The 20,750-nt window shown below is 61.3% G+C and carries 22 protein-coding genes; 8 read left to right on the forward strand and 14 right to left on the reverse strand.

Annotation, left to right across the window (positions count from 1 at the left end):
* Positions 1 to 8 precede the first annotated feature (8 nt).
* Both mutS and V8P86_RS00230 read left to right on the forward strand, forming a co-directional pair.
* Complete coding sequence (gene mutS / locus V8P86_RS00225) at positions 9 to 2,678, forward strand: DNA mismatch repair protein MutS (RefSeq protein WP_336325219.1); 2,670 nt, start codon at positions 9 to 11, stop codon at positions 2,676 to 2,678.
* Between the two features lie 6 nt (positions 2,679 to 2,684).
* A complete protein-coding gene (locus V8P86_RS00230; protein ID WP_336325220.1) occupies positions 2,685 to 3,080 on the forward strand; it encodes a hypothetical protein in 396 nt (131 codons plus the stop codon).
* A gap of 6 nt (positions 3,081 to 3,086) precedes the next feature.
* On the opposite strand, the gene V8P86_RS00235 is transcribed toward V8P86_RS00230, so the two are convergent.
* From V8P86_RS00235 to V8P86_RS00245, 3 genes are all read right to left on the reverse strand, one after another.
* Positions 3,087 to 4,754 carry a sensor histidine kinase gene (locus tag V8P86_RS00235; RefSeq protein ID WP_336325221.1) on the reverse strand — a complete coding sequence of 556 codons (1,668 nt, stop codon included), beginning with the start codon at positions 4,752 to 4,754 and terminating at the stop codon, positions 3,087 to 3,089.
* Positions 4,755 to 4,901: 147 nt separating this feature from the next.
* Positions 4,902 to 6,194: an amidohydrolase gene (locus V8P86_RS00240; RefSeq protein WP_336325222.1), complete on the reverse strand. Its 1,293-nt coding sequence runs from the start codon at positions 6,192 to 6,194 to the stop codon at positions 4,902 to 4,904.
* Positions 6,195 to 6,284: 90 nt separating this feature from the next.
* The gene (locus V8P86_RS00245; RefSeq protein WP_336325223.1) at positions 6,285 to 6,608 is read right to left on the reverse strand and encodes a 30S ribosomal protein S10; all 324 of its coding nucleotides are present in this window, start codon (positions 6,606 to 6,608) and stop codon (positions 6,285 to 6,287) included.
* A gap of 123 nt (positions 6,609 to 6,731) precedes the next feature.
* Between V8P86_RS00245 and V8P86_RS00250 the strand changes: the two genes are divergently transcribed.
* Positions 6,732 to 7,166 carry a bis(5'-nucleosyl)-tetraphosphatase gene (locus tag V8P86_RS00250; protein ID WP_336325224.1) on the forward strand — a complete coding sequence of 145 codons (435 nt, stop codon included), beginning with the start codon at positions 6,732 to 6,734 and terminating at the stop codon, positions 7,164 to 7,166.
* A 7-nt stretch (positions 7,167 to 7,173) separates the two neighbouring features.
* On the opposite strand, the gene nth is transcribed toward V8P86_RS00250, so the two are convergent.
* Both nth and V8P86_RS00260 read right to left on the reverse strand, forming a co-directional pair.
* A complete protein-coding gene (gene nth / locus V8P86_RS00255; RefSeq protein WP_336325225.1) occupies positions 7,174 to 7,863 on the reverse strand; it encodes an endonuclease III in 690 nt (229 codons plus the stop codon).
* A 46-nt stretch (positions 7,864 to 7,909) separates the two neighbouring features.
* A complete protein-coding gene (locus V8P86_RS00260; RefSeq protein WP_336325226.1) occupies positions 7,910 to 8,671 on the reverse strand; it encodes a TrmB family transcriptional regulator in 762 nt (253 codons plus the stop codon).
* Positions 8,672 to 8,861: 190 nt separating this feature from the next.
* On the opposite strand from V8P86_RS00260, the gene V8P86_RS00265 reads away from it, so the two are divergent.
* Together V8P86_RS00265 and V8P86_RS00270 are read left to right on the forward strand one after the other, a co-directional pair.
* On the forward strand, positions 8,862 to 10,013 hold the full coding sequence (locus V8P86_RS00265; RefSeq protein ID WP_336325227.1) for an SPFH domain-containing protein: 1,152 nt from the start codon (positions 8,862 to 8,864) through the stop codon (positions 10,011 to 10,013).
* Positions 10,014 to 10,080: 67 nt separating this feature from the next.
* Positions 10,081 to 10,692 (forward strand): winged helix-turn-helix transcriptional regulator, encoded by a 612-nt coding sequence (locus V8P86_RS00270; RefSeq protein WP_336325228.1) that lies wholly within the window; start codon positions 10,081 to 10,083, stop codon positions 10,690 to 10,692.
* A 12-nt stretch (positions 10,693 to 10,704) separates the two neighbouring features.
* Here the strand turns inward: V8P86_RS00270 and V8P86_RS00275 are convergent, their stop codons facing one another.
* The 5 genes from V8P86_RS00275 to V8P86_RS00295 all read right to left on the reverse strand — a co-directional run bounded on the left by V8P86_RS00275 (position 10,705) and on the right by V8P86_RS00295 (position 13,494).
* A complete protein-coding gene (locus V8P86_RS00275; protein ID WP_336325229.1) occupies positions 10,705 to 10,953 on the reverse strand; it encodes a DUF7123 family protein in 249 nt (82 codons plus the stop codon).
* A 264-nt stretch (positions 10,954 to 11,217) separates the two neighbouring features.
* Positions 11,218 to 11,616, reverse strand: coding sequence for a TRAM domain-containing protein (locus tag V8P86_RS00280; protein WP_336325230.1), 399 nt, complete (start codon positions 11,614 to 11,616; stop codon positions 11,218 to 11,220).
* Positions 11,617 to 11,683: 67 nt separating this feature from the next.
* Complete coding sequence (locus V8P86_RS00285; protein WP_336325231.1) at positions 11,684 to 12,346, reverse strand: YkgJ family cysteine cluster protein; 663 nt, start codon at positions 12,344 to 12,346, stop codon at positions 11,684 to 11,686.
* 45 nt (positions 12,347 to 12,391) lie between these two features.
* The gene (locus tag V8P86_RS00290; protein ID WP_336325232.1) at positions 12,392 to 13,150 is read right to left on the reverse strand and encodes an MBL fold metallo-hydrolase; all 759 of its coding nucleotides are present in this window, start codon (positions 13,148 to 13,150) and stop codon (positions 12,392 to 12,394) included.
* Positions 13,151 to 13,212: 62 nt separating this feature from the next.
* The gene (locus V8P86_RS00295) at positions 13,213 to 13,494 is read right to left on the reverse strand and encodes a helix-turn-helix domain-containing protein (protein WP_336325233.1); all 282 of its coding nucleotides are present in this window, start codon (positions 13,492 to 13,494) and stop codon (positions 13,213 to 13,215) included.
* A gap of 342 nt (positions 13,495 to 13,836) precedes the next feature.
* On the opposite strand from V8P86_RS00295, the gene V8P86_RS00300 reads away from it, so the two are divergent.
* The 3 genes from V8P86_RS00300 (at position 13,837) to V8P86_RS00310 (ending at position 17,387) form a co-directional block, all read left to right on the forward strand.
* Positions 13,837 to 14,541 carry a class I SAM-dependent methyltransferase gene (locus tag V8P86_RS00300; protein WP_336325234.1) on the forward strand — a complete coding sequence of 235 codons (705 nt, stop codon included), beginning with the start codon at positions 13,837 to 13,839 and terminating at the stop codon, positions 14,539 to 14,541.
* 222 nt (positions 14,542 to 14,763) lie between these two features.
* Positions 14,764 to 16,527 carry a 2-oxoacid:acceptor oxidoreductase subunit alpha gene (locus V8P86_RS00305; RefSeq protein ID WP_336325235.1) on the forward strand — a complete coding sequence of 588 codons (1,764 nt, stop codon included), beginning with the start codon at positions 14,764 to 14,766 and terminating at the stop codon, positions 16,525 to 16,527.
* Positions 16,524 to 17,387: a 2-oxoacid:ferredoxin oxidoreductase subunit beta gene (locus V8P86_RS00310; RefSeq protein WP_336325236.1), complete on the forward strand. Its 864-nt coding sequence runs from the start codon at positions 16,524 to 16,526 to the stop codon at positions 17,385 to 17,387. Before V8P86_RS00305 ends, V8P86_RS00310 begins: the two co-directional genes overlap by 4 nt.
* 39 nt (positions 17,388 to 17,426) lie before the next feature.
* Here the strand turns inward: V8P86_RS00310 and V8P86_RS00315 are convergent, their stop codons facing one another.
* From V8P86_RS00315 to V8P86_RS00330, 4 genes are read right to left on the reverse strand one after another with little or no spacing between them, the layout of a single operon-like run.
* A complete protein-coding gene (locus tag V8P86_RS00315) occupies positions 17,427 to 18,143 on the reverse strand; it encodes a TOBE domain-containing protein (protein ID WP_336325237.1) in 717 nt (238 codons plus the stop codon).
* Positions 18,144 to 18,150: 7 nt separating this feature from the next.
* Positions 18,151 to 18,957: an amino acid ABC transporter ATP-binding protein gene (locus V8P86_RS00320; RefSeq protein ID WP_336325238.1), complete on the reverse strand. Its 807-nt coding sequence runs from the start codon at positions 18,955 to 18,957 to the stop codon at positions 18,151 to 18,153.
* A complete protein-coding gene (locus tag V8P86_RS00325; protein ID WP_336325239.1) occupies positions 18,954 to 19,721 on the reverse strand; it encodes an ABC transporter permease in 768 nt (255 codons plus the stop codon). The genes V8P86_RS00320 and V8P86_RS00325 overlap by 4 nt, the downstream gene beginning before the upstream one ends.
* A gap of 5 nt (positions 19,722 to 19,726) precedes the next feature.
* Complete coding sequence (locus V8P86_RS00330) at positions 19,727 to 20,638, reverse strand: ABC transporter substrate-binding protein (RefSeq protein ID WP_442909358.1); 912 nt, start codon at positions 20,636 to 20,638, stop codon at positions 19,727 to 19,729.
* Positions 20,639 to 20,750: the final 112 nt, after the last annotated feature.

Below are 20,750 nucleotides of genomic sequence, written 5' to 3' on the forward strand. Positions count from 1 at the left end.
AGGTTGGTATGACAGGAATCGTCGGCGAGTTCTTCGATCTGAAAGCCGACACGGACGCGGATATTCTGGCGATGCAGGTCGGGGACTTCTACGAGTTCTTCGACGACGACGCCGAACTCGTCGCCGAGGAACTCGATCTGAAAGTCTCCCAGAAATCTTCCCACGGCTCTTCGTATCCGATGGCCGGCGTGCCAGTCGCCGATCTGACGCCGTATCTCACTGCCCTCGTCGAACGCGGCTACCGGGTCGCCGTTGCTGACCAACAGGAGACTGGCGACGGTCACGCCCGCGAGATCACACGCGTCGTCACGCCCGGAACGCTGCTCGAACGGACCGACGCGGACGCGCAGTATCTCGCCGCGGTCGTCGCCAGTGACGACGGCTACGGACTCGCCTTCGCAGACGTGACAACCGGTCGGTTTCACGTCTCAGCAGTCGAGGGCTCCGACGCAGCGGATCAACTTCTCGCCGAACTCTACCGATTCAGCCCCGTCGAGATTCTGCCGGGACCGGATCTGCGAACTGGCGAGGCGTTGCTCGACCGACTCAGAGCACGGACTGATGCCACCTTTACGCTCCACAGCGCGGAAGCGTTCGCGCCCGGCCGCGCCCGCCACCGCCTGCGCGAGCAGTTCGGCGAGGAGACCATCGACAGCGTCGGCATCGACGCGGACGCGTCGGTGCAGGCTGCCGGTGGGATTCTCTCCTACGTCGAGGAAACCGGCGTCGGCGTCCTGAGTTCGATGACCCGTCTCCAGACTCACGGCTCGGGCGACCAGGTTTCTCTCGACGGGACGACCCAGCGCAACCTCGAACTGACCGAGACGATGCAGGGTGATCAGTCGGGCAGTCTGCTCGATACAATCGATCACACTGCGACCAGCGCCGGTCGACGACTGCTCGCCGAGTGGCTCCAGCGCCCCCGTCAGTCAATCGAGGAACTACAACGACGCCAATCGGCGGTGCAGGCGCTGGCCAAATCAGCCATTGAACGCGAGCGGATCCAGGACTTGCTTTCCGGCGGTGCTGACCTCGAACGTCTGGCCTCGCGGGCGGCCTCTGGGAGTGCTGACGCCCGGGATATTCGCGCCGGTGTCGAGACACTCGCGCTGCTCCCGGAACTGCTCGATCTGGTCGAGGCCAGCGAGACCCTCGCCGAGTCGGCGCTACCCGACGTACTCGCCCGAGTCGACCACGATCGAGCGGCCTCGCTCCGGGCGGAACTCGACGCCGCGCTGGTCGAGGAACCACCCGGGACGGTCACCGAAGGGGGAATCATCGCGAAGGGCTACGACGACGAACTCGACGAGATCATCGAGGATCACGAGGAAGCACTGCGATGGATCGAGACACTGGACGAACGCGAGAAGCGCAAGCACGGTATTACACATCTTACCGTCGACCGCAACAAAACCGACGGCTACTACATCCAGGTCGGCAACAGCGAGACCGACGAGGTCCCCGACGAGTACGAGCGGATCAAGTCGCTGAAAAACTCAGAGCGGTACACGATTCCGGAACTCGACGAGCGCGAGCGTGAGATTCTGCGCCTCGAAGAGTCCCGTCACGACCTCGAACGGGAACTGTTCGAGGAAATCCGTGAGACTGTCGCTGCCCACGCCGAACTGCTGCAGTCTGTTGGCCGGGTCCTCGCCGAGACTGACGTGCTCGCGAGTCTCGCTACCCACGCCGTCCGCAACGACTGGACGCGACCGACGCTGCGGGAGGACGGCCGCCTCGACATCGACGCGGGCCGGCACCCGGTCGTCGAGCAGACCACCGAGTTCGTCCCGAACGACCTCGCGCTCGGCGACGACCGCCAATTTTTGATCGTCACGGGACCGAACATGAGCGGGAAATCGACGTACATGCGTCAGGCCGCGCTGATCACGCTACTCGCGCAGATCGGGAGTTTCGTCCCGGCACGCTCGGCCGACATCGGGGTCGTCGACGGAATCTACACCCGCGTCGGCGCGCTGGACGAACTCGCGCAGGGCCGGTCGACGTTCATGGTCGAGATGCAGGAACTCTCGAATATCCTCCACTCGGCGACGGAGGATTCGCTGGTCATCCTCGACGAAGTCGGCCGCGGGACGGCGACCTACGACGGCATCTCGATTGCATGGGCGGCGACGGAGTATCTGCACAACACCGTCCGCGCGAAGACGCTCTTTGCGACGCACTACCACGAACTTACCTCGCTGGGCGACCATCTCGACCGTGTCGCAAACGTTCACGTCGCAGTCAACGAAGACGACGGTGACGTGACGTTCTTGCGGACGATCAGAGACGGCCCCACCGACCGCAGTTATGGGATTCACGTTGCAGACCTGGCGGGTGTTCCGGGGCCGGTCGTCGAGCGCTCGCGGGAAGTGCTGGACCGACTCCGCGATGAGAAAGCAATCGAGGCCCGCGGCAGCGGTGGCGGTGAACCGGTCCAGGCCGTCTTCGATCTCGGTAGCGGGGAGTTCACGGGTCCAGATTCCGCGGGCGGTGCAGTCGAGCAGCAGAGTGCCAGTCCAACCGCGTCGGCAGACGGTGCCGGTGGTCCGACGCTCTCCGATGAGCAGCAGGAAGTCCTCGATGCCGTCGCCGGTCTCGATGTCAACGAGACGCCGCCGGTCGAACTGCTCGCGAAAGTCCAGCAGTGGCAGGAGCGACTGAGCGACGACGATTGATCCCCGATGACCGACGAACAGCCCACAGACTGGTTCGGCGTGATCAGTCAGATTATCGATCTGTGGCTCGCCCTGCAGCTGACTGTCGGTGTCGGATTGGCCGTCGGAGTCGGGGTCGTGGTCGACTCGCTCGGAATCCTGAGCATCTCCCTGCTTGCCGTCGTGCCGTTTGTACTCGCGCTCGGTCTCGTCGCGGCGGACCGAGTACCCGACACGCGTCCCCTCTGGGCCGTCGGATTCGCTGTCTTGGGTGCTGGGATTGGACTCTCCTACCTGAGTAGCTTCCTCGAAATCTCGACTCCGGAGCACGTGCGATACCTAATCGCAGTCGCGCTGGTCGTCGGTATCTACGGCGTCCACCGGACGCTACGATACATCGTACATTCGACGACGCCGCAGTGACCCGGTTCAATTCTTCGTCGTCGGTCTGGAGAGAGTTTCGACACCCCCGAAGACGAATTTCGCACCGCCCTCGCGGCCCTCCTCGACCGAGACGGACCAACCGTGTGCGGTCGCAATCGACTCGACAATATCCAGCCCGAAACCGGTGTTCCCGTCGCTGTCTGTGTAGCCGTGCTCGAAGACAGCATCGCGGTTCTCCGCTGGGATCCCCGGGCCGTTATCTTCGACGAACATGCCATCGTCGAAACCCACCCAGACCGTAACATCTTCGCCGCCGTGCTCGATGGCGTCCTGACGAGTGTGCGAGTCAGGGTTCGTGGAACCGTGTTCCACGGCGTTCCGGAACAGATTCTCGAACAACCGCTGTAGACGCTCGGGGTCGGCGTCGATACCCTCACCGTTCGTTTCGATCACGAGTTCGGCTGCTGTCGTCTCTGTCGTCTCCCATGCCTTCTCGACGAGTTCGTCGACGACGATTTCCTCGCGGTTCATGACGCGAGTTCCTTCACGGCTGAGTTCAAGGACATCGGTGATGATGCGATCCATTCGTTCGAGCGAGTTCCGTGCGGTGTCGAGTCGCTCCACGTCGCCCGTTTCTGCGGCCAGTTCGACGTTGCCGGTCGCGACCGACAGCGGGTTGCGCAGATCGTGCGAGATAGTGCTGGCGATCTGTTCGAGTTGCTGTTCGTACTGCTTTCTGTCCGTGATCTCTCGGAAGACGAGTGCCTCTGCTCGCTGTCCGCTCCCGACATCGAGGGCCGAGGACTCGACGCTGTAGATGTGCTCTTCTTGCCCAGGTCTGACAGTAATCTCCGAACGTAAGGCTCGGTCGGTGCTGTCCTGCTCTGGTTCAGCCTGCTGGTACAGTTCGGGACACTGCTCGCTGAGTGGGTCTCCAATCGTGAGGGGGCTGAAAACATCGTCTGCCGCCAGATTATAATCGATCAACTCTTGATGACCGCCTACCACGAGAATCGGATCACTGATCTGCTCGACGACCGACGATCGGGCGACCGGTTCGGCAACGAACAGCTGATTTTGGAACATCGCGACGCCGATAGAGATCGAAAGCACGCCAGCACCCGCCGGGGCATAGGGCAGCATTGGATACGGGAACAGATCGAGGATCTGTCCGGTGGTGAGGGCTACTGGCACGGTCACAGCACCGAGCAAGAGTCCTGCCTGTGCGCGGGTCGCGCGCCGCGACCGGATGAAGAGATTTCCGATGAGTCCCAATCCGCTCAGAGTCAGCAGCGTCGATACGGCGAAAATCGGCAACGAAAGCGGCCCGAACGTGACATCAGCGTGTGTGATTGGTTCGCTGATGTACTCGATGTTCCGTGCAGTCAGACCGGTCCACGGGTTCGTTGTCGGAGCGAGCACGAACACCGCTCCGAGGAGACCAATTGCCACCCGAACCGGTGTCGTCAACAAGTCGTCGCGTCCGGTGTAGTACAGGGCGAACACGAAGAACAACAGCCCCGAGACTGCGGAGGTAATCCCTCGAACGGTGAGTGCAAACGCGAGCGGACCGATAGAATTCACGAGTACTGACGCACCGGCCGCAAGCATCCAGACCGCGTTGACCGTCAAAACCCAGATGAATACTGTCGCCGGAGGGCCGCGACCGACCCGCCGAACCCACAGCGCGACGCCGGCTGTCAGCCCGGCCAATACCAGAAACCCTCCTGCCACCACTGCCCCTAACATGTTTTCTTGGCCCTCTCTACACCCGATCACTTAAAATCGATGTGGGTCCGAGAATCAGAAATAAAAACTATCTGTATCTGCTGGCCGCTGTAGGTGCGGAAATCACAGGTATCAGTCTGCAGCCTGCGTCTCCGTCGCGAGTCGCTGGATCGCATCTGTAAGTACCTCGACACCGATCGAAATCGAATCCTCGTCGACGTCGAACGTCGATGTGTGGTGGCCGCCGGGATGGTCGGTCCCGATCCCGACGAAGCCAGCAACGCCACCGTGATCCTGAACCCGCTGCATCAGATAAGTCGCGTCTTCGCTGCCGCCCAGGTCGTCGCGTCGGACGATCGAACGGACGCCTGCAGTGCGCTCGGCCGCCTGTGCAACCTGTTCGACGGCGGCCTCGTCGCTTCTCGCGCTTGGGGCCTCGCCGCCGCCCGTGATCGACACCTCACACTCGTGCATCTCGGCCGCCGACTCGATGACGTTGATCGCCTTCTCGTGGGTGTACTCCATCAGTTCGGTCGTCTCGCCGCGGACTTCGCCCTCGATGAACGCCGCTTCGGGAATGATATTCGAGGCCGTTCCGCCGCCGACCTTGCCGGCGTTGACTCGGGTCGCGCCGTCGTTGTGGCGGGGAATCGCGTAGAGATTCTGGACGGCTGTCGCCATCGCCTGCACCGCGTTGCGGCCCTGTTCGGGGTGGCCACCCGCGTGGCCGGGTTCGCCGGTAAACTCCGCGTCGAAGTGCGAAACCGCCAGAAATCCGTCGACACCGGCGACGATCTCGCCCGTGGGATGATCGAGGCCGAGATGGATCGCGAGAAACGCGTCGAGATCGTCGAGATGGCCCCCTTCAGCGACAGCCTTCCCGCCGCCGACAATCTCCTCGGCTGGCTGGAAGAAGACCTTGAGCGTCCCCTGGAAATCGCTGTCAGCGATCGCCTGAATAACTCCTAACCCAATTGCTGTGTGACCGTCGTGCCCGCAGGCGTGCATGTGGTCGTCGTGTGTCGAGCGAAAGCCCTCGCTTGCGGGGTGGTGATCGCTGGCTGAGCTTTCCTCCTGAGGGAGGCCGTCGATATCGACCCGGAGGCCGATAGTCGGTCCGTCGCCGCGGTTCAGGACGGCCATCGCGCCGGTGTGTCCGCCGCGGAGTTGATCGAGAACCTCCTCGTCGACATCGTATTCGTGGGCCTGCTCGAACCAGGTGTCGAGTTCGGCGTCGTCGGGAACGCCGAGGCGCTGGTCGGAGTCGAGCATCTCCCGGCCGATCAGAATCTCGTCGACCGGGAGGTCTCGCAGTTCCTCGACGATGCGTGCAGTCGTGTAAAATTCCCGCCAGGCGGGTTCCGGTCGGCGGTGAAGATCCCTGCGCAGCGACACCAGCCAGTCACGGTGCTGTTCGATTGCCATACCGGTGCGACGGGAGGAGCGGGCTTAAAATCGATGGCGAGTGCTCGGGCAAATTGCAGAGAATGCCCTGCTTTCAGCGCCGGGAGAATATCAATCGCCGGTCTGGTTGTACTGCTCGATGTCCGCCGTGATGTAGATGCGGTCAGGGTACTCCTGTTCGGCAACTGTCCGGGCGAACTCGTTGTGGTCGATGATCTCGATGTTTCTGGTGTAGACGGTGTACTCCCAGTTCTCGAATGCGTCGTCGGCTGAAAGGTCCTTGTACTGCGGGACGGCGTGTCTGGTCGGGGGTTTCGGGTGTGGGCCTTTGAGTTCGACGCCCTTGCGCTCGGCCCGTTCTTTGATGTCGGTGACGATGGAATCGAGCAGTTCACCGTCGCCGCTCTGGAGCGTGAGCCGAGTCACGAATGGCATAGCAGAAGGGAACACCTCGGGTGACAAAACCGGTTCGGTTCGAGCGTCCAGTGGGAGTTGCTCGCAAACGCTCTGTGTGGCACTCCGATATTCACTTAACGGGGGCCCGAGTAGTACCCGGTAATGATAGAGGCCACGAGCGCGGGAGCCATCCTCTTTCGCGATACGCGTGGCCGCCGGGAGTACCTCCTGCTTAAGAGCCGACCTGGCGATTGGGAATTCCCCAAAGGCGGCGTCGAGGGCGACGAGGAACTCCAGCAAACCGCGATCCGCGAAGTGAAAGAGGAGGCCGGAATCAGTAATTTCCGGCTCATCGATGGCTTCCGCCGAGACTACGATTACGTGTTCGAGGCAGGCGGTAACACGATTCACAAGACCGTCCACCTGTTCATCGCACACTCAGAAGAGGCATCGGCAGAACTCTCCCAGGAACACCGCGACCACCAGTGGCGCGATTACGACCAGGCGATCAATACGATCACACAGGACGGGCCCCGTGAGATCCTCGAAGACGCCCACGAATTCATCGACGAGGAGTACTACGGCGACGAGGAGTAACCCCGAGTTACCCCGACCACGCCTCGCCGCTTGCCAGATCGATTTCGCTGTCCGTCTTCGACGACGGACAGATATCGGCGAGTCGGCAGTCTGCGCAGTCCGGATTCCGGGCCGTACAGGTCTCCCGCCCGTGACTGATGAACAGGTGCGTGAGCCCTTGCCACTCCGAATCGGGAGCCAGTTCCATCAGTTCTTCTTCGATTGCTTCCGGTCGCTGCTGTTCGGTGATCCCCAGTCGGCGGGTGAGACGCTGGACGTGCGTGTCGACGACGACGCCTTCGACGATGTCGTGGCCGTGCTGGAGCACGACGTTTGCGGTCTTGCGACCGACACCTGGTAAATCGGTCAACGCCGACATCGTGTCCGGGACTTCGCCGTCGTGCTCGTCGATAATTTTCCGGCAGGCGGTGCGGATGTACTCGGCCTTGTTATTGTAATAGGTGACCGAGTTCAGATCCTCGGCGAGTTCTTCCTGATCGACCGCGGCGTAGTCGGCGGCCCCGTCGTACTTCTCGAAGAGGTCTGCGGTGACTTTGTTGACTCGTTCGTCGGTACACTGCGCGGAGAGAACGACTGCGATGAGTAGTTCGAGTCGGTTCGAGAATCGGAGTGAGATTGTCGTGTCGGGGTACTCCTCGTGGAGGCGTTCGAGTACCTCCGCGAGTTGCTCTTCACGGCTATCCAGTGCAGTTCCCATGACTGGCGTTGGGGCCAGCAGCGATATCAGCCCACCGACTCGCGGCTCACTCTGCCCCGAAGGGGTCGCGGAACCACTCCTCGACGAGTTCGACCATGATCGACGCGAAGATGTTCTCACTCGTCCAGAAGGCGATTTCTGCTTCGTCGGCAGCAGCGGAGTAGGTACTCAAAAGCAGTGTGTCGTCGTCGACCATCAACATCTGTGCGATGTCGATGTCCGTCTCTCGGTCTTCAGGAACCCCGTAAGTAAGAATTGGACTGGATTCGGGTATTTCCGCAAGAACGTCGTCCTGCAAACTCGCGATGACGACCGGGATGCCGTCTTCGGCGGTCGCTTCGAGCGCCGCGTGTACGTCGCCGTCGAGATACGTGGGCTCGTCTGTCGCATACAGGACCCGCTCGTTGGCCCCCTCGATCAGTTCGGCCGCCCGGGATCTGATCGCGTCCGATCCGTGTAACAGCCAGATAGACTCGCTTCGCTCGTCCTGCTCGTGGCTATCCTGCACCGCATCGAGATAATCGAACGTCTCCGCGCCGGTCTCGGCCAACTGATCGAGCAGCAGCCGGCGAGCCTGTTCCAGCGGCACCGGTCGGTAGACGGTCGGTGTCGACTGCTGAGTCTCGATTAGCCCGCGCTCTTCGAGTCCCTCTGCGGCCCCGTACACCTGCGAACGGGGCACGTCCGCGACGTTGCTGATTTCGCTTGCGGCACCCTGCCCGAGTTTCTGCAGAGCCAAAAAGACCCGCGCCTCGTAGGTCGTCAGTCCAAGTCGTTTCAGTCCCTCGATTGCGTGTTCGTCGTTCATAACTTTCCAGATTGTGTCTCAGTCGCTCACCGGCGCGTGGTCGCTTCTCTTCGATTTCGTCAATGTACCTACCGCCATACTAACAAGCTATTGCTCCCCCAAGATAAAAAAGCCGGTATCCCAGCTCGGTTTCCGGCTCGGAAATCGTGGACAAACACTTTTTGAGGGGTACACCCAACTTGTATGCACAATGATTCCAGCAGTCGTACTCCAGTCGTTTGGGGCTGCGAGCCTGATCGCGGTGATCCTGTTTCTGCTCGCGGTCGCGACGGCTTACAACAGCGTCGTCATCGTTCGCGCGTACGAGAAACGTGCATACACCCGGTTCGGTAAATACCAGGGGCTGCTCGAACCGGGGCTGAATCTCGTCCTCCCGTTCGTGACGAAGACCTACCGCTTCGACATGCGAACGATGACGCTGGACGTGCCGCGGCAGGAAGCGATCACCCGGGACAACTCACCGGTGACCGCCGACGCCGTCGTCTATATCAAAGTGATGGACGCCGAGAAGGCGTTCCTCGAAGTCGACGACTACAAGAAGGCTGTCTCGAATCTTGCCCAGACCACCCTGCGCGCCGTGCTGGGTGACATGGAACTGGACGATACGCTGAACAAACGCCAGGAGATCAACGCGAAAATCCGGACGGAACTGGACGAACCGACCGACGAGTGGGGGATCCGCGTCGAGAGTGTCGAGGTCCGTGAGGTCAACCCATCGAAGGATGTCCAGCAGGCCATGGAGAAGCAGACCTCCGCGGAGCGTCGCCGCCGTGCGATGATCCTCGAAGCACAGGGAGAACGCCGCAGCGCAATCGAGGAGGCACAGGGTGACAAGCAGTCGAACATCATCCGCGCCCAGGGTGAGAAACAGAGTCAGATCCTCGAAGCACAGGGTGACGCGATTTCGACCGTGCTGCGAGCGAAATCCGCCGAGTCGATGGGCGAACGGGCGGTCATCGAACGCGGCATGGAAACGCTCGAAGAGATCGGCAAAGGCGAATCGACGAAGTTCGTGCTGCCGCAGGAACTCACCTCGCTGGTCGGCCGGTACGGCAAACATCTCCAGGGCAGTGACGCCAAGGAGAACGGTCACGTCCTCGAGGGAATGGAGTTCGACGAGGAAACCCGCGAGATGCTCGGACTGGACGACATCGAGGAGATCATCGACGAGTTCAGCGACGAGGAAGAAGTCGTCGACATCGAGCAGATGGAAGAGGAAGCCCAGGCGGTCAAGCAGGGCGAGAGCAAAGCCGACATCAAAGACCCCGACGAGATTATCGAGGGCGGGCCCGACGATATCGATATCGACGCCGACGGGGCCGACGGAACGACCGGTAACTGAGCGGTCGCCCGATTACTGGCACGCGGTAGCGAAGCCGTTTTATCCTTGCCTGACGTTTCACTGAACAATGGGAGAGGACCCGGAAGTCGACCAGTCGAAACGGGCGACGCTTCGTCGATTCGCTGCGCTCGGTGCGGCGAGTCCGCTGGTCGGCATCGCCTCCGCGAGAGAGAGCGACAGCGACCGCCCGGAAGCGCTGCTCGGCTACCTCTCCGCGACTCCCGGGGCTCATTTCTCGAAGATTCGCGACGACCTCCAGCTCGGGACGGGCGAGACACAGCACCACCTCGACGAACTGGAATCAGCAGGCGCCATCGAGAGTCGCAAGGACGGCGACTACCGTCGATACTTCCCGGCCGATCAGTTCAGTGAGTTCGAGCAGGTCGCGCTGGGACAGCTACGACGCGAGACTCTACGTGGGGTCATCATCGCGTTGCTCGAAGCGCCAGAAGCGACGACCGGCGCGATTGCTGATCGAGTGGGTGTGTCCCGACCGACAGTGAGCAACTGCGCGAAAACGCTCGAATCCGCTGGCCTGCTCTCCCGGGCGGACGGCTACTCGCTCGTGGATCCAGAGACTGTCTTGTTGTTGCTGGTTCGATACGCCGACTCCTTCGGCGAGGAGGCTGCGGCCTTCGCCGAACAGGCACCCTCGCTCGTCGAGTACACCGGCGAGTGATCACCCGCCGTCTCAGGCCGTGACCATCCATGTCGTGCTGGAGGAATAGCCCCACTTTTCGACGCTGATATCGAACTCGCCGCGCTGGATTGCAGTCATATTCGTGCCGACTTCCTTGGGAGACATATCGAGTTCGTCGGCGATGAGCCGTGATTTGAAATACGTCTGCTCGTCGACTTCGTCGCGGAGGAATTCGAGAATCCGGTATTGCTTGTCGGAGAGCTTCGCAAGTTCGGTCGAGGGGTCCGCTGTGGTACTCATATCTCCCGATACGACTGGTGCGCATATAGCCCGTTTGGTACAATCGATTAACGCCGCGCTGTCTTGCGATTAGTTCGCGTTCACTCCGACTACGAAGCGGTGGGTCCCTCGCTGTGGTACGGCTCCCTAACGGAGCGGATGCCGAAACCAGTCTTGCCGTAATTGCAAAGATCCTCTGCGATGCTGAGACTCTGCGCAGCAACGGCCGTTCGTGGTTGTCACTCCGGGTGAGTCTCTGCACAAAAGCAGTCACAGCAGTTCTTCTCAGGGGCTGTCCTCGATGGCCTCGGCGACGGCGAAGTTCGACTTGACTTCGGTCACTTCGATCTTGACGCGGTCGCCGACATCAGTCTCCGGGACGATGATGACGTACCCGCGTTCGACGCGTGCGATGCCGTCGCCCTGCTTGCCGATATCCTCGATTTCGACGTATCGCATCTCGCCTGGTTCGACCGGCGGTTGGGGCTCGTCAGGTGCGGGCTCCGTGCGCTCGTCCTGCTGATCGTCTTCTTCTTCGGGCGAGATGAGCGCCACGCGGTAGGTTTCGCCCGGTTCGACGGAACCGGTTTCGACCTCACGACGCGGCACCTCGACGACGTGTGTTCCCTCCTGCTCCGAGACATCAGCACTGAACAGACAGAGTAACTTATTCGAGATTTCCAAGGGTAGTAGACCTCCGTATCCGTCCAACGGGTCCCCTATTCAAAGTATTTATCGACTGTATCGCACGTCATATATTGGACCCATCGGGTCGTTTCGCTCCCTCGGAGTCGTGGACGACCACGCCGTCAACGTCCGTGGGTTCGTAGTTATCGCGGACGCCGATGGCTTCCTCGAGTTCCCGGATCGCTCGCTCTTTCAGCGTGGCGGCCAGTGTTTCGGCGTCTTCGCGGGAGATGTCTCGACCCAGTCCCTCACACTCGTGGGCACGGACCATCCCTTCCTCGTCGACCGCCTCTCCCATCGGTTGGCTGGTGCCACCCAACCCGACGCTGAAGGGATAGGTCTGACAGAGCAACGGCCGGTCGCCGTAGATTGTACAGGCCCCATCGCCGTCTCCGCCGTCGTCGTAGAACGTACAGTCGCCGCAGGAATCGGTCTGCAGCGCCCACTCGAAGGTTTCTCCCGTCGGCCCGTCTTCGCCCTCGGTCAGCCCGTAGGGCATCGGTCTCGCAACGTCGCGCCAGTCGTACTCCTCACTCTCCTGAATCGATCGAATCTCTTCGGGAAAAACCGTCGCCGTGTGAGATTCGGTGGTTCCGTCCTCGTCTTCGGCCGCCTTGCAACAGCCCCCGCATCGAGTGCACTCGAAGCCGATGGATTCGATGGCATCCGCGAGATTCGAGACCGATAGCTCGCGTGCGCGTTCGAGTTCGACTTCGAGTGAGTCCATACCATCCAGTACGGACTGAGCGCAAAAAACGCTCGGATCGGACAATCAGGCGGGTCGGGCGTGGTGGCCGTCGAACGTGATTTTGGATTCGACAGCCAGTTTCTCCACGTGTGCGAGTACGGTCGCCCGGGCCAGATCGTAGACGGCCGAGATGTCCTTGTCGTATGCGGCTTCGACGATATCGTCGAGATGCTGGTTACCGTCGCGGATCGCTGCCTCGACAGCGCGTTCGCGGTCGAGGCGGTGAGCGATCAGTCGCTCGCAGGTCTCCCGCGGGGTCTCGATGACGGGGCCGTGGCCGGGATACAGGTGTTGGGGATTCATCGCGTGCACGCGCCTGAGTGAACTGACATAGGCGCGCATGTCGCCTTTGGGCGCGCCGACGACGACGCTGCCTTCGGCGACGGCCAGATCACCGGTTACGATCCCGTCCGCGAGGACGAACGACGTGTGTTCGGGGGCGTGGCCTGGCGTGTCGACGACGGACACACCATCGCCCGCCGGCAGTGAGGCCCCCGGTGTGAACGTTCGATCCGGCGCGATGCCGGTCGCGGACTCGAACTCGTCGGTCCGGCCGTATCTGGCCCACACTGTGAGATCGAACTCTCTCGCGTACTCCGCGACCGCACCGACGTGATCCGGGTGGTGATGCGTGACGGCGACGTGATCGACGCCGTCGGCGATGGCGGAATCGAGATCGTCGCTCCGGGCGGCGGGATCGACGACGATCCCGTCGAACACGTAGGCGTTGGTCGCACCGGTCGGTGCGCGTGTCTGAACGGACAGTGAAAATCGTTCGACCATCTGTGTGGGCAATCGCGGGCCAGCGGCGTATTCGTTTGGGTCCGGCGTCGTCGCGGGAACTTCTAGCTCCGATCAGTCAGCGAATAGACCTGCTTGCGGGCGTCCTGCACGCTGTACCGGGACTCGACGAGTTCGGCGTCTTCGAGTCGATTCAGCGCGTAGCGGACGGTGCGATCTGGGAGCAGCGACTCCTCGGCGAGTTGCCCCTGCGAGAGGGGGCCGTCGGTTTCGAGAATCTTCGCGACAAGTTTCGCGCTCGGCGGGAGTTCGCGCAGGCGGTCGCGGTACTCCTGTTTTGAAAGAGTCTGTCGTGGTTTGCCCGGATCTTCGACAATCGTGCTCATATCTACGATACATTCGATCACACTTGTAAACGTTGGCTATATTCACATCAAACGAATAGGGTGTGTTTAATCGATCCCGTATTTCCTTATACAAAGCTGCATTATATCTTGGATCGGCCACGAATTGTAATTTTGAGCCTGCTCGTGGCGCATTCCAGAACTAGTGACAGGTCAAATATACAACTCTGGCGATGGTGACAGGTGACTGTATCGGCTGGGAGTTTCGCCGCGTTCGCCAGCATCTCGTGGGTGGTTCAGTCCTGTCGTGTCGTTGCCAGCGGTGGGATGGACCGTCTACATTTCAGTATCATTTTAATGCTCGGGCAGCGAAGGCCAGATAGCGTGAAAGGACAGGAGTGGTATCAGGCCGACGATGTCGCCCAAGAGTACGACGAAAAGCGGTTCTCGAAGGGTGGGCGACTCATCGACCGACGAGAGAAACAAGCAGTACTGAACGCCATCGGGCCAGTCGAAGACAAACAAATTCTCGAAATCGCCTGCGGGACCGGGCGATTCACGTCGATGCTCGCAGAGCGAGGTGCGGAGATCATCGGGCTGGATATCTCGGGGCCGATGCTCCAGCAGGGCCGCCAGCGCGCCCAGTCTGCGGGCGTCGCGGACCACCTCGAATACATGCGCGGTGACGCGGGTCGGCTACCCTTCCCCGACGACCACTTCGATGTGGTGTTCGCGATGCGGTTTTTCCACCTCGCAGATACACCCGAGGAGTTCTTACAGGAGATGTGTCGGGTCTCGAACGATCAGATCTTCTTCGATACGTTCAACCGGTACTCGACGCGGTCGCTGTACAACTGGGCGTTACCGATGGGCTCGCGGCTGTATTCGAGCAGAGAGGTCCACTCACTTCTGGATACGGCCGATCTGAAACTCGTTTCGGCCGAACACGACTGGATTTTCCCCTACGGCCTCTATCGCGAGATTCCAAACCGCATCGCATCCGGACTTCGATGGATCGACGGCGGGATCAGCCGACTACCCCTCGGCGGCCGACTTGCTTCCGTGTCCTACTGGAACGCTCGGCTGTAGTTGCCGACGCTGATATTCTTGGCCCGTCCGTCCCAATCGGCAATATTTGTTAGTACGTTTGTTCTGTCTTTCCAGCAACGAGGATCTATCACGAAAATTGGTGAGCAACTGTGGTTGCAGGCGAGAATAAATTCCCCGTATATGACGTTTTCGACGTGATTAATTGCCAGTCTACGGGATTGCAGAAGGCTTTTGCACAGGCCCTTTGTACCCTGAGCTAGCATGCCCGACGACCTGAACTGGGCCATCGGCGGTGAAGCCGGCGATGGTATCGACTCAACAGGGAAAATATTCGCACAGGCGCTCTCACGGGCGGGCAGACACGTCTTCACCTCGAAAGACTTCGCGTCGCGGATCCGCGGTGGATACACGGCGTATAAGGTGCGGACCTCTGTCGACCGCGTCGAGAGTGTCGTCGATCGACTGGATATCCTGATCGCGCTGACGGAACGGACGATCGACGAGAACATGGACGAACTTCACGAGGGGAGTGTCATCATCTACGATGGCGAGCGGACTTCGATGCAAGACGTCGAGATTCCGGAGGGGATGGTCGGACTCGACGTGCCACTGAAGGGTCTCGCTGAAGAGGCCGGTGGTGGCATCATGGCCAACATCGTCGCGCTTGGTGCGGCCTGTGAGGTCACGAACTTCCCCATCGAGAACCTCGACGCCTCACTCGAAAAACGGTTCTCCGACAAGGGGACGGCAATCGTCGAGAACAACAAGGAATCCGCGCGGCTCGGCCAGGAGTACGTTCAGGAGAACTACGATCACGAGTTCGACTACGACCTCGAAACGACGGACAGCGATTACGTCCTCCTGAACGGCGACGAAGCGATTGGGATGGGGGCCATCGCGGCTGGCTGTAAGTTCTACTCCGGCTATCCGATCACGCCGGCGACGGACGTGATGGAGTATCTGACCGGCCGAATCGACAAGTTCGGTGGAAAAGTCGTCCAGGCCGAGGACGAACTTTCAGCGATCAACATGGCACTCGGCGCGGCACGTGCCGGCGCGCGAGCGATGACGGCCACCTCCGGTCCCGGTATCGATCTGATGACCGAAACCTTCGGACTGGTCGCGACCAGCGAGACGCCGCTTGTTATCTGTGACGTAATGCGTTCCGGTCCCTCGACCGGGATGCCGACCAAACAGGAACAGGGCGACCTGAACATGGTTCTGTACGGCGGCCACGGCGAGATTCCGCGCTTCGTCGTCGCTCCGACGAATATCTCGGAGTGTTTCTGGAAAACCGTCGAAGCGTTCAACCTCGCCGAAAAGTACCAGACGCCGGTGTTCCTCGTCGCAGACCTCTCGCTTGCGGTCACCGAACAGACCTTCTCGCCGGATACCTTCGACATGGACGAAGTCGAAATCGACCGCGGGAAAATCGTCGACGAGGAGGATATCGACGCCTGGCAGGACGAACAGGGTCGCTTCCAGCCGCACTTCCCGGCCGCAGACGGGATCAGCCCGCGGACGTTCCCCGGCACTGACGAGGGTGCCCACATGACGACCGGGCTGGAACACGACGCGCTGGGTCGGCGAACCGAGGACACCGACGTTCGCATCGAGCAGGTCGACAAACGCGAACAGAAGGTCCAGACCGCCCGCGAACAAGAGGACTGGGAGCCACGCGAATTCGGCGACTCCGACGCGGATACGCTCGTGCTCTCGTGGGGGTCCAACGAGGGACCGATGCGAGAAGCGCTCGAATTCCTCGAAGAAGACGGTGTCGACGTTCGATTCCTCTCGGTTCCGTATCTGTTCCCGCGGCCGGACCTCACCGAGGAAGTCGAAAACGCAGAGACGACAATTGTCGTCGAGTGTAACGCGACGGGACAGTTCGCGGACGTCGTCGAACACGACGTGCTCGAACGCGTCGAACGGATCAACAAGTACAACGGCGTCCGCTTCAAGGCGGACGAACTCGCAGAGGAGATCAAGGCTGCCGTCGGCCCACAGGCGGAGGTGGAACAATGAGCTCTGACGTTCGATTCGTGGACTTCAAGTCGGACAAACAGCCGACGTGGTGCCCGGGGTGCGGTGACTTCGGCACCATGAACGGCATGATGAAAGCACTGGCCGAGACGGGCAACAGCCCCGACGACACCTTCGTCGTCGCCGGAATTGGGTGCTCGGGGAAGATCGGCACCTACATGCACAGCTACGCGCTGCACGGCGTGCACGGTCGTGCGCTGCCGGTCGGGATTGGCGTCAAAATGGCCAATCCAGAACTCGAAGTGATGGTCGCCGGCGGTGACGGTGACGGCTATTCGATCGGTGCCGGTCACTTCGTCCACGCAGTCCGGCGCAATGTGGACATGACATACGTGGTGATGGACAACCGCATCTACGGCCTGACCAAAGGCCAGGCCTCGCCGACCTCGCGCGAGGACTTCGAGACATCCACGTCACCGGACGGTACCAACATGCCGCCGGTGAATCCGCTGGCGCTGGCGTTCGCTTCGGGCGCAACCTTTATCGCTCAGTCGTTCAGTTCGGACTCCAAGCGTCACGCCGAAATCGTCCAGAAAGCCGTCGAACACGACGGCTTCGGCTACGTGAACGTCTACTCGCCGTGTGTCACGTTCAACGACGTGGATACGTACGATTACTTCCGCGACTCGCTCGTGGATCTGAAAGAAGACGACCACGACCCGACCGACCGCGAAGACGCCAAAGAGGTCATCCTCAGCGGCGAGAAGGAGTACCAAGGCGTCATCTACCAGAACGAAAACAGCGTGCCGTTCGAGGAGCAGGAAGGCATCGAGGCACCGATGAACACCGTGCCCGACGGCGCGCCAGAGGGCGCGATGGATCTCGTTCGCGAGTTCTACTGAACACTCCTACTTTCGGTTTTTTTGCAGTCCGAGTCGCCGTCAGCGATTCTCACCGACCAGTCGCGTCGCCGTCGCTTTCCACGTGAGAACGACCTCTCGGCCCTCCGTCAGTTCGAGTTTGGTCGCGCTGCTGTCGGTCACGAGCGCGCGGAACGCTGCGCCACCGGCGGTGACCTCGACTGTCAGCACGGTTTCGCCGCGGTCGATGTCCGTGATCGATCCGTCGAGGCGATTCCGGGCGCTCGTCGAATCGGGTTCGGGGTCGCTGCCGGGGTCGAGTAGCGTGATCGCATCGGCGCCGATCCGGGCCTGAACCTTGTCGCCGACGGCTACCCCGTCGTGCAGACCGCGGACGTGTCCCACGGACGTATTCACTTCGGCAAGTTCCCCAGCGACCGCCGTGACTGTCCCTCGCAACACCGTTTCCGGGACCTGGGCCGTGGCGGTGAGGGCGGCCTGCAATCGCTCGTAGCGGGCCAACAGGTCCTCGGCGTTGTCGGTCAACTGACTGCCGCCGCCGCCGCTGCCGCCTCGTCGGCGTTCGACCAGTTCTCCGAAGGCATCTTCGAGCGTTTCGATCCGTGAGAGATCCCGTGGTCGCGACCGTCCGAGATTCGACGATGCTCGTGCGACGGAGCCTGTTCGGTCGATTTCCCGGAGCAGCGCGCGATCGCGGCAGTCGAACTCGACGCCGTTGCTGACCAGCGCGGCCGCGCCCTGTCCGTCCGTCTGGGAGTTTGATCTGGTATCTGTCATATGTCAATTAGTACACCAATTCACCGTCGATAAACTTCCGAGCGCGTTCGTCGTGTGGATCGGAGAAGACCCGGTCTGTCGGCCCGACCTCGATGAGTTCGCCGCCGAGCATGACAGCGACGCGGTCGGCGACCCGCTCGGCCTGATTCATATCGTGGGTCGCAATCGCTACGCCTCGGCCCTCTGAGCGGACGGTCGCCATCGCGTCTTCCAGCACGGCCGTATTTCGGGGATCGAGATCAGAGGTCGGCTCGTCGAGCAACAGAAAGTCAGGATCGTAGGCGAGTGCGCGGGCGAACGCGACTCGCTGTGCCTCCCCGCCGGAAAGTGAGTTGGCCTGCTGGCTCTGCGATTCGTTCAGTCCGACGGTATCGAGCGCGTCGGCGACGGCGAAATCGGTCTCCGCAGTGCCGAATCGAGCGAGAAACTCCCGGAGGCGCTCGCGCCAGCCCCGGCGGATGTGGAGGCCGTACTCGACGTTTCGCCGGACAGTAGCATCGAAGAGATTTGGCTCCTGAAAGACCATCCCGATTCGTCGTCGCGCTGCGAGCCGCTCTTCGCCCGATAGCTCCCAGACATCGTCTTCGTCGATGGCGACAGTCCCCGAATCAGGGCTGTGAAATAACGAAAGCAGCCGCAATAGCGTCGTCTTCCCGGTTCCGGATGGGCCGATGATCGCGACGATTTCGCCCTGTTCGACGGAGAGTGTCACCTCTTCGAGTACGTCGGTGCCGTCGAAACCGTGACTGACCTCTCGAAGCCCGAGTCCATCTGCCGAGCGTTGCTGCCGGTCCTCGACTGCCGTGAGACTCACGCTCGGCCACCCCCGAACCGCAACACGAGTCCGTTGATGAGCAAGACGAGCACGAGCAAAATCGCGCCGAGAACGAGCGCCGTGTCGAACTGTCCCTGCCGGGCTTCGAGTTGGATCGCCGTCGTAAGTGTTCGCGTGACCGAGGTGCCGTCGGCTCTGGCGATGTTGCCGCCGACGATCAGGACGGAGCCGACTTCGCTGATCGCCCGCCCGAGGCCGGCGAGTACGCCCGTCACGATTCCATACCGGGCCTCTTTGATCGTCACTAGCGCTACGTCCAGACGGGTCCCGCCTGATGCGTAGGCGGCGTCGCGGACTCCTTGTTCGACGCTGGTCACGGCGGCCAGGCTCACGCCGGTGATCACCGGTGTCGCCAGCACGAACTGAGAGAGAATCATCGCTTCAGTCGTGAAGATAAGCTCGAAGGCTCCGAGCGGACCCTGATTCGAGACGGCAAAGAGGACGACGAGACCGACCACGACGCTGGGAAAGCCCATTCCGGTGTTGATGACGGCGACGACGACGCCCTTCCCGGGGAAGTCGGCGAAACCGACGACCATCGCGATGGGCAGGCTGACGAGCGTGCTGATGAGGACCGCGGTGAGGCTGACGTACAGCGAGACGACGATGATGCTTCGGACGTAGTTGCGCTCGAACGGAAAGTTCAGGAGTCCGCTCGACCCGGCTTCAAACAGGTGAGCGCCACTCTCGAACAGCAACGTCCCGCAATCGATCATACTGAGCCACAGCGTCGTGATGCTCATAATGGTTAATTACCTGCTGACCATCCCTCGGGGACGTACTGCTGGAAATCGGGATCTTCGGAGAGCGCTCTGGGGAAAAACAGCTGATTCCCCTCGACGGTGTACTCTTCGACGATTTTCTGCCCCTGCGGCGAGGTGAGAAACCCGATATAGGCCATCGCCAGGTCGTAGTTCACGTTGCCGTGAACGGCTGGATTGACCGCTATCACGCCGTAGGGATTGGCGAGCAGTTCCGGCCCGCCCTCGATCGGACCTTGGACGTGAATCCCCAGATCGATCTCTGACTGCTGGGAGATGAACGTCCCCCGGTCGGAGAGCGTGTACGCCTCGCTGAGAGTGGCCTGATTCAGCGCCTCCCCCATCCCACTGCCGGTCTCGCGGTACCACTCGCCACCCGGTTCGAGTCCCGCCTCCTCCCAGATGAGCAGTTCTTTGGTGTGCGTGCCGGAATTGTCACCTCGGGAAACGAACGTCGATTCCGAACTGGCGATGGTCTGGAAGGCATCTGTTACGTTTTCCATGCCATCGATGCCGGCCGGATCGGACTCCGGACCGACGACGACGAAGTCATTGAACATCAGATCCCGTCGGTTCACACCGTACCCTTCCCGGAGGAACTCGTCTTCGAGCGAGCGAGCGTGAACCATGACGACATCCGAGTCTCCGTTGCGCGCTGTCTCCAGTGCTGCGCCGGTCCCCTGAGCGACGGCGTCGACTTCTGCACCGAATTCGTCAGTAAAAGCCGAGTTCACCTCGTCGAGTAGCCCCGTATCGTACGTGCTCGTCGTCGTCGTGAGTGTGAGCGTCTCTCCCGTCACCGCCGCCTCCCCGTTGGAGTCGTCGCCTGTGCAGCCAGCCAGTGTCGCTGCCGCCCCCCCGGCGACCAATCCGAGGAACGTCCGCCGTTGTACCATTATTGATACAACGGTCGCAGCGGACTCACTTCAGTATTTTCCCCGCAGAGAGAACGTGGCAGTCGGTTGTCTATTCGGCCAATATTCTTACCGAGCGGGCATCTACGTGAGGGCG

Source organism: Halovenus anhuiensis (assembly GCF_037080055.1).
GTDB lineage: Archaea > Halobacteriota > Halobacteria > Halobacteriales > Haloarculaceae > Halovenus.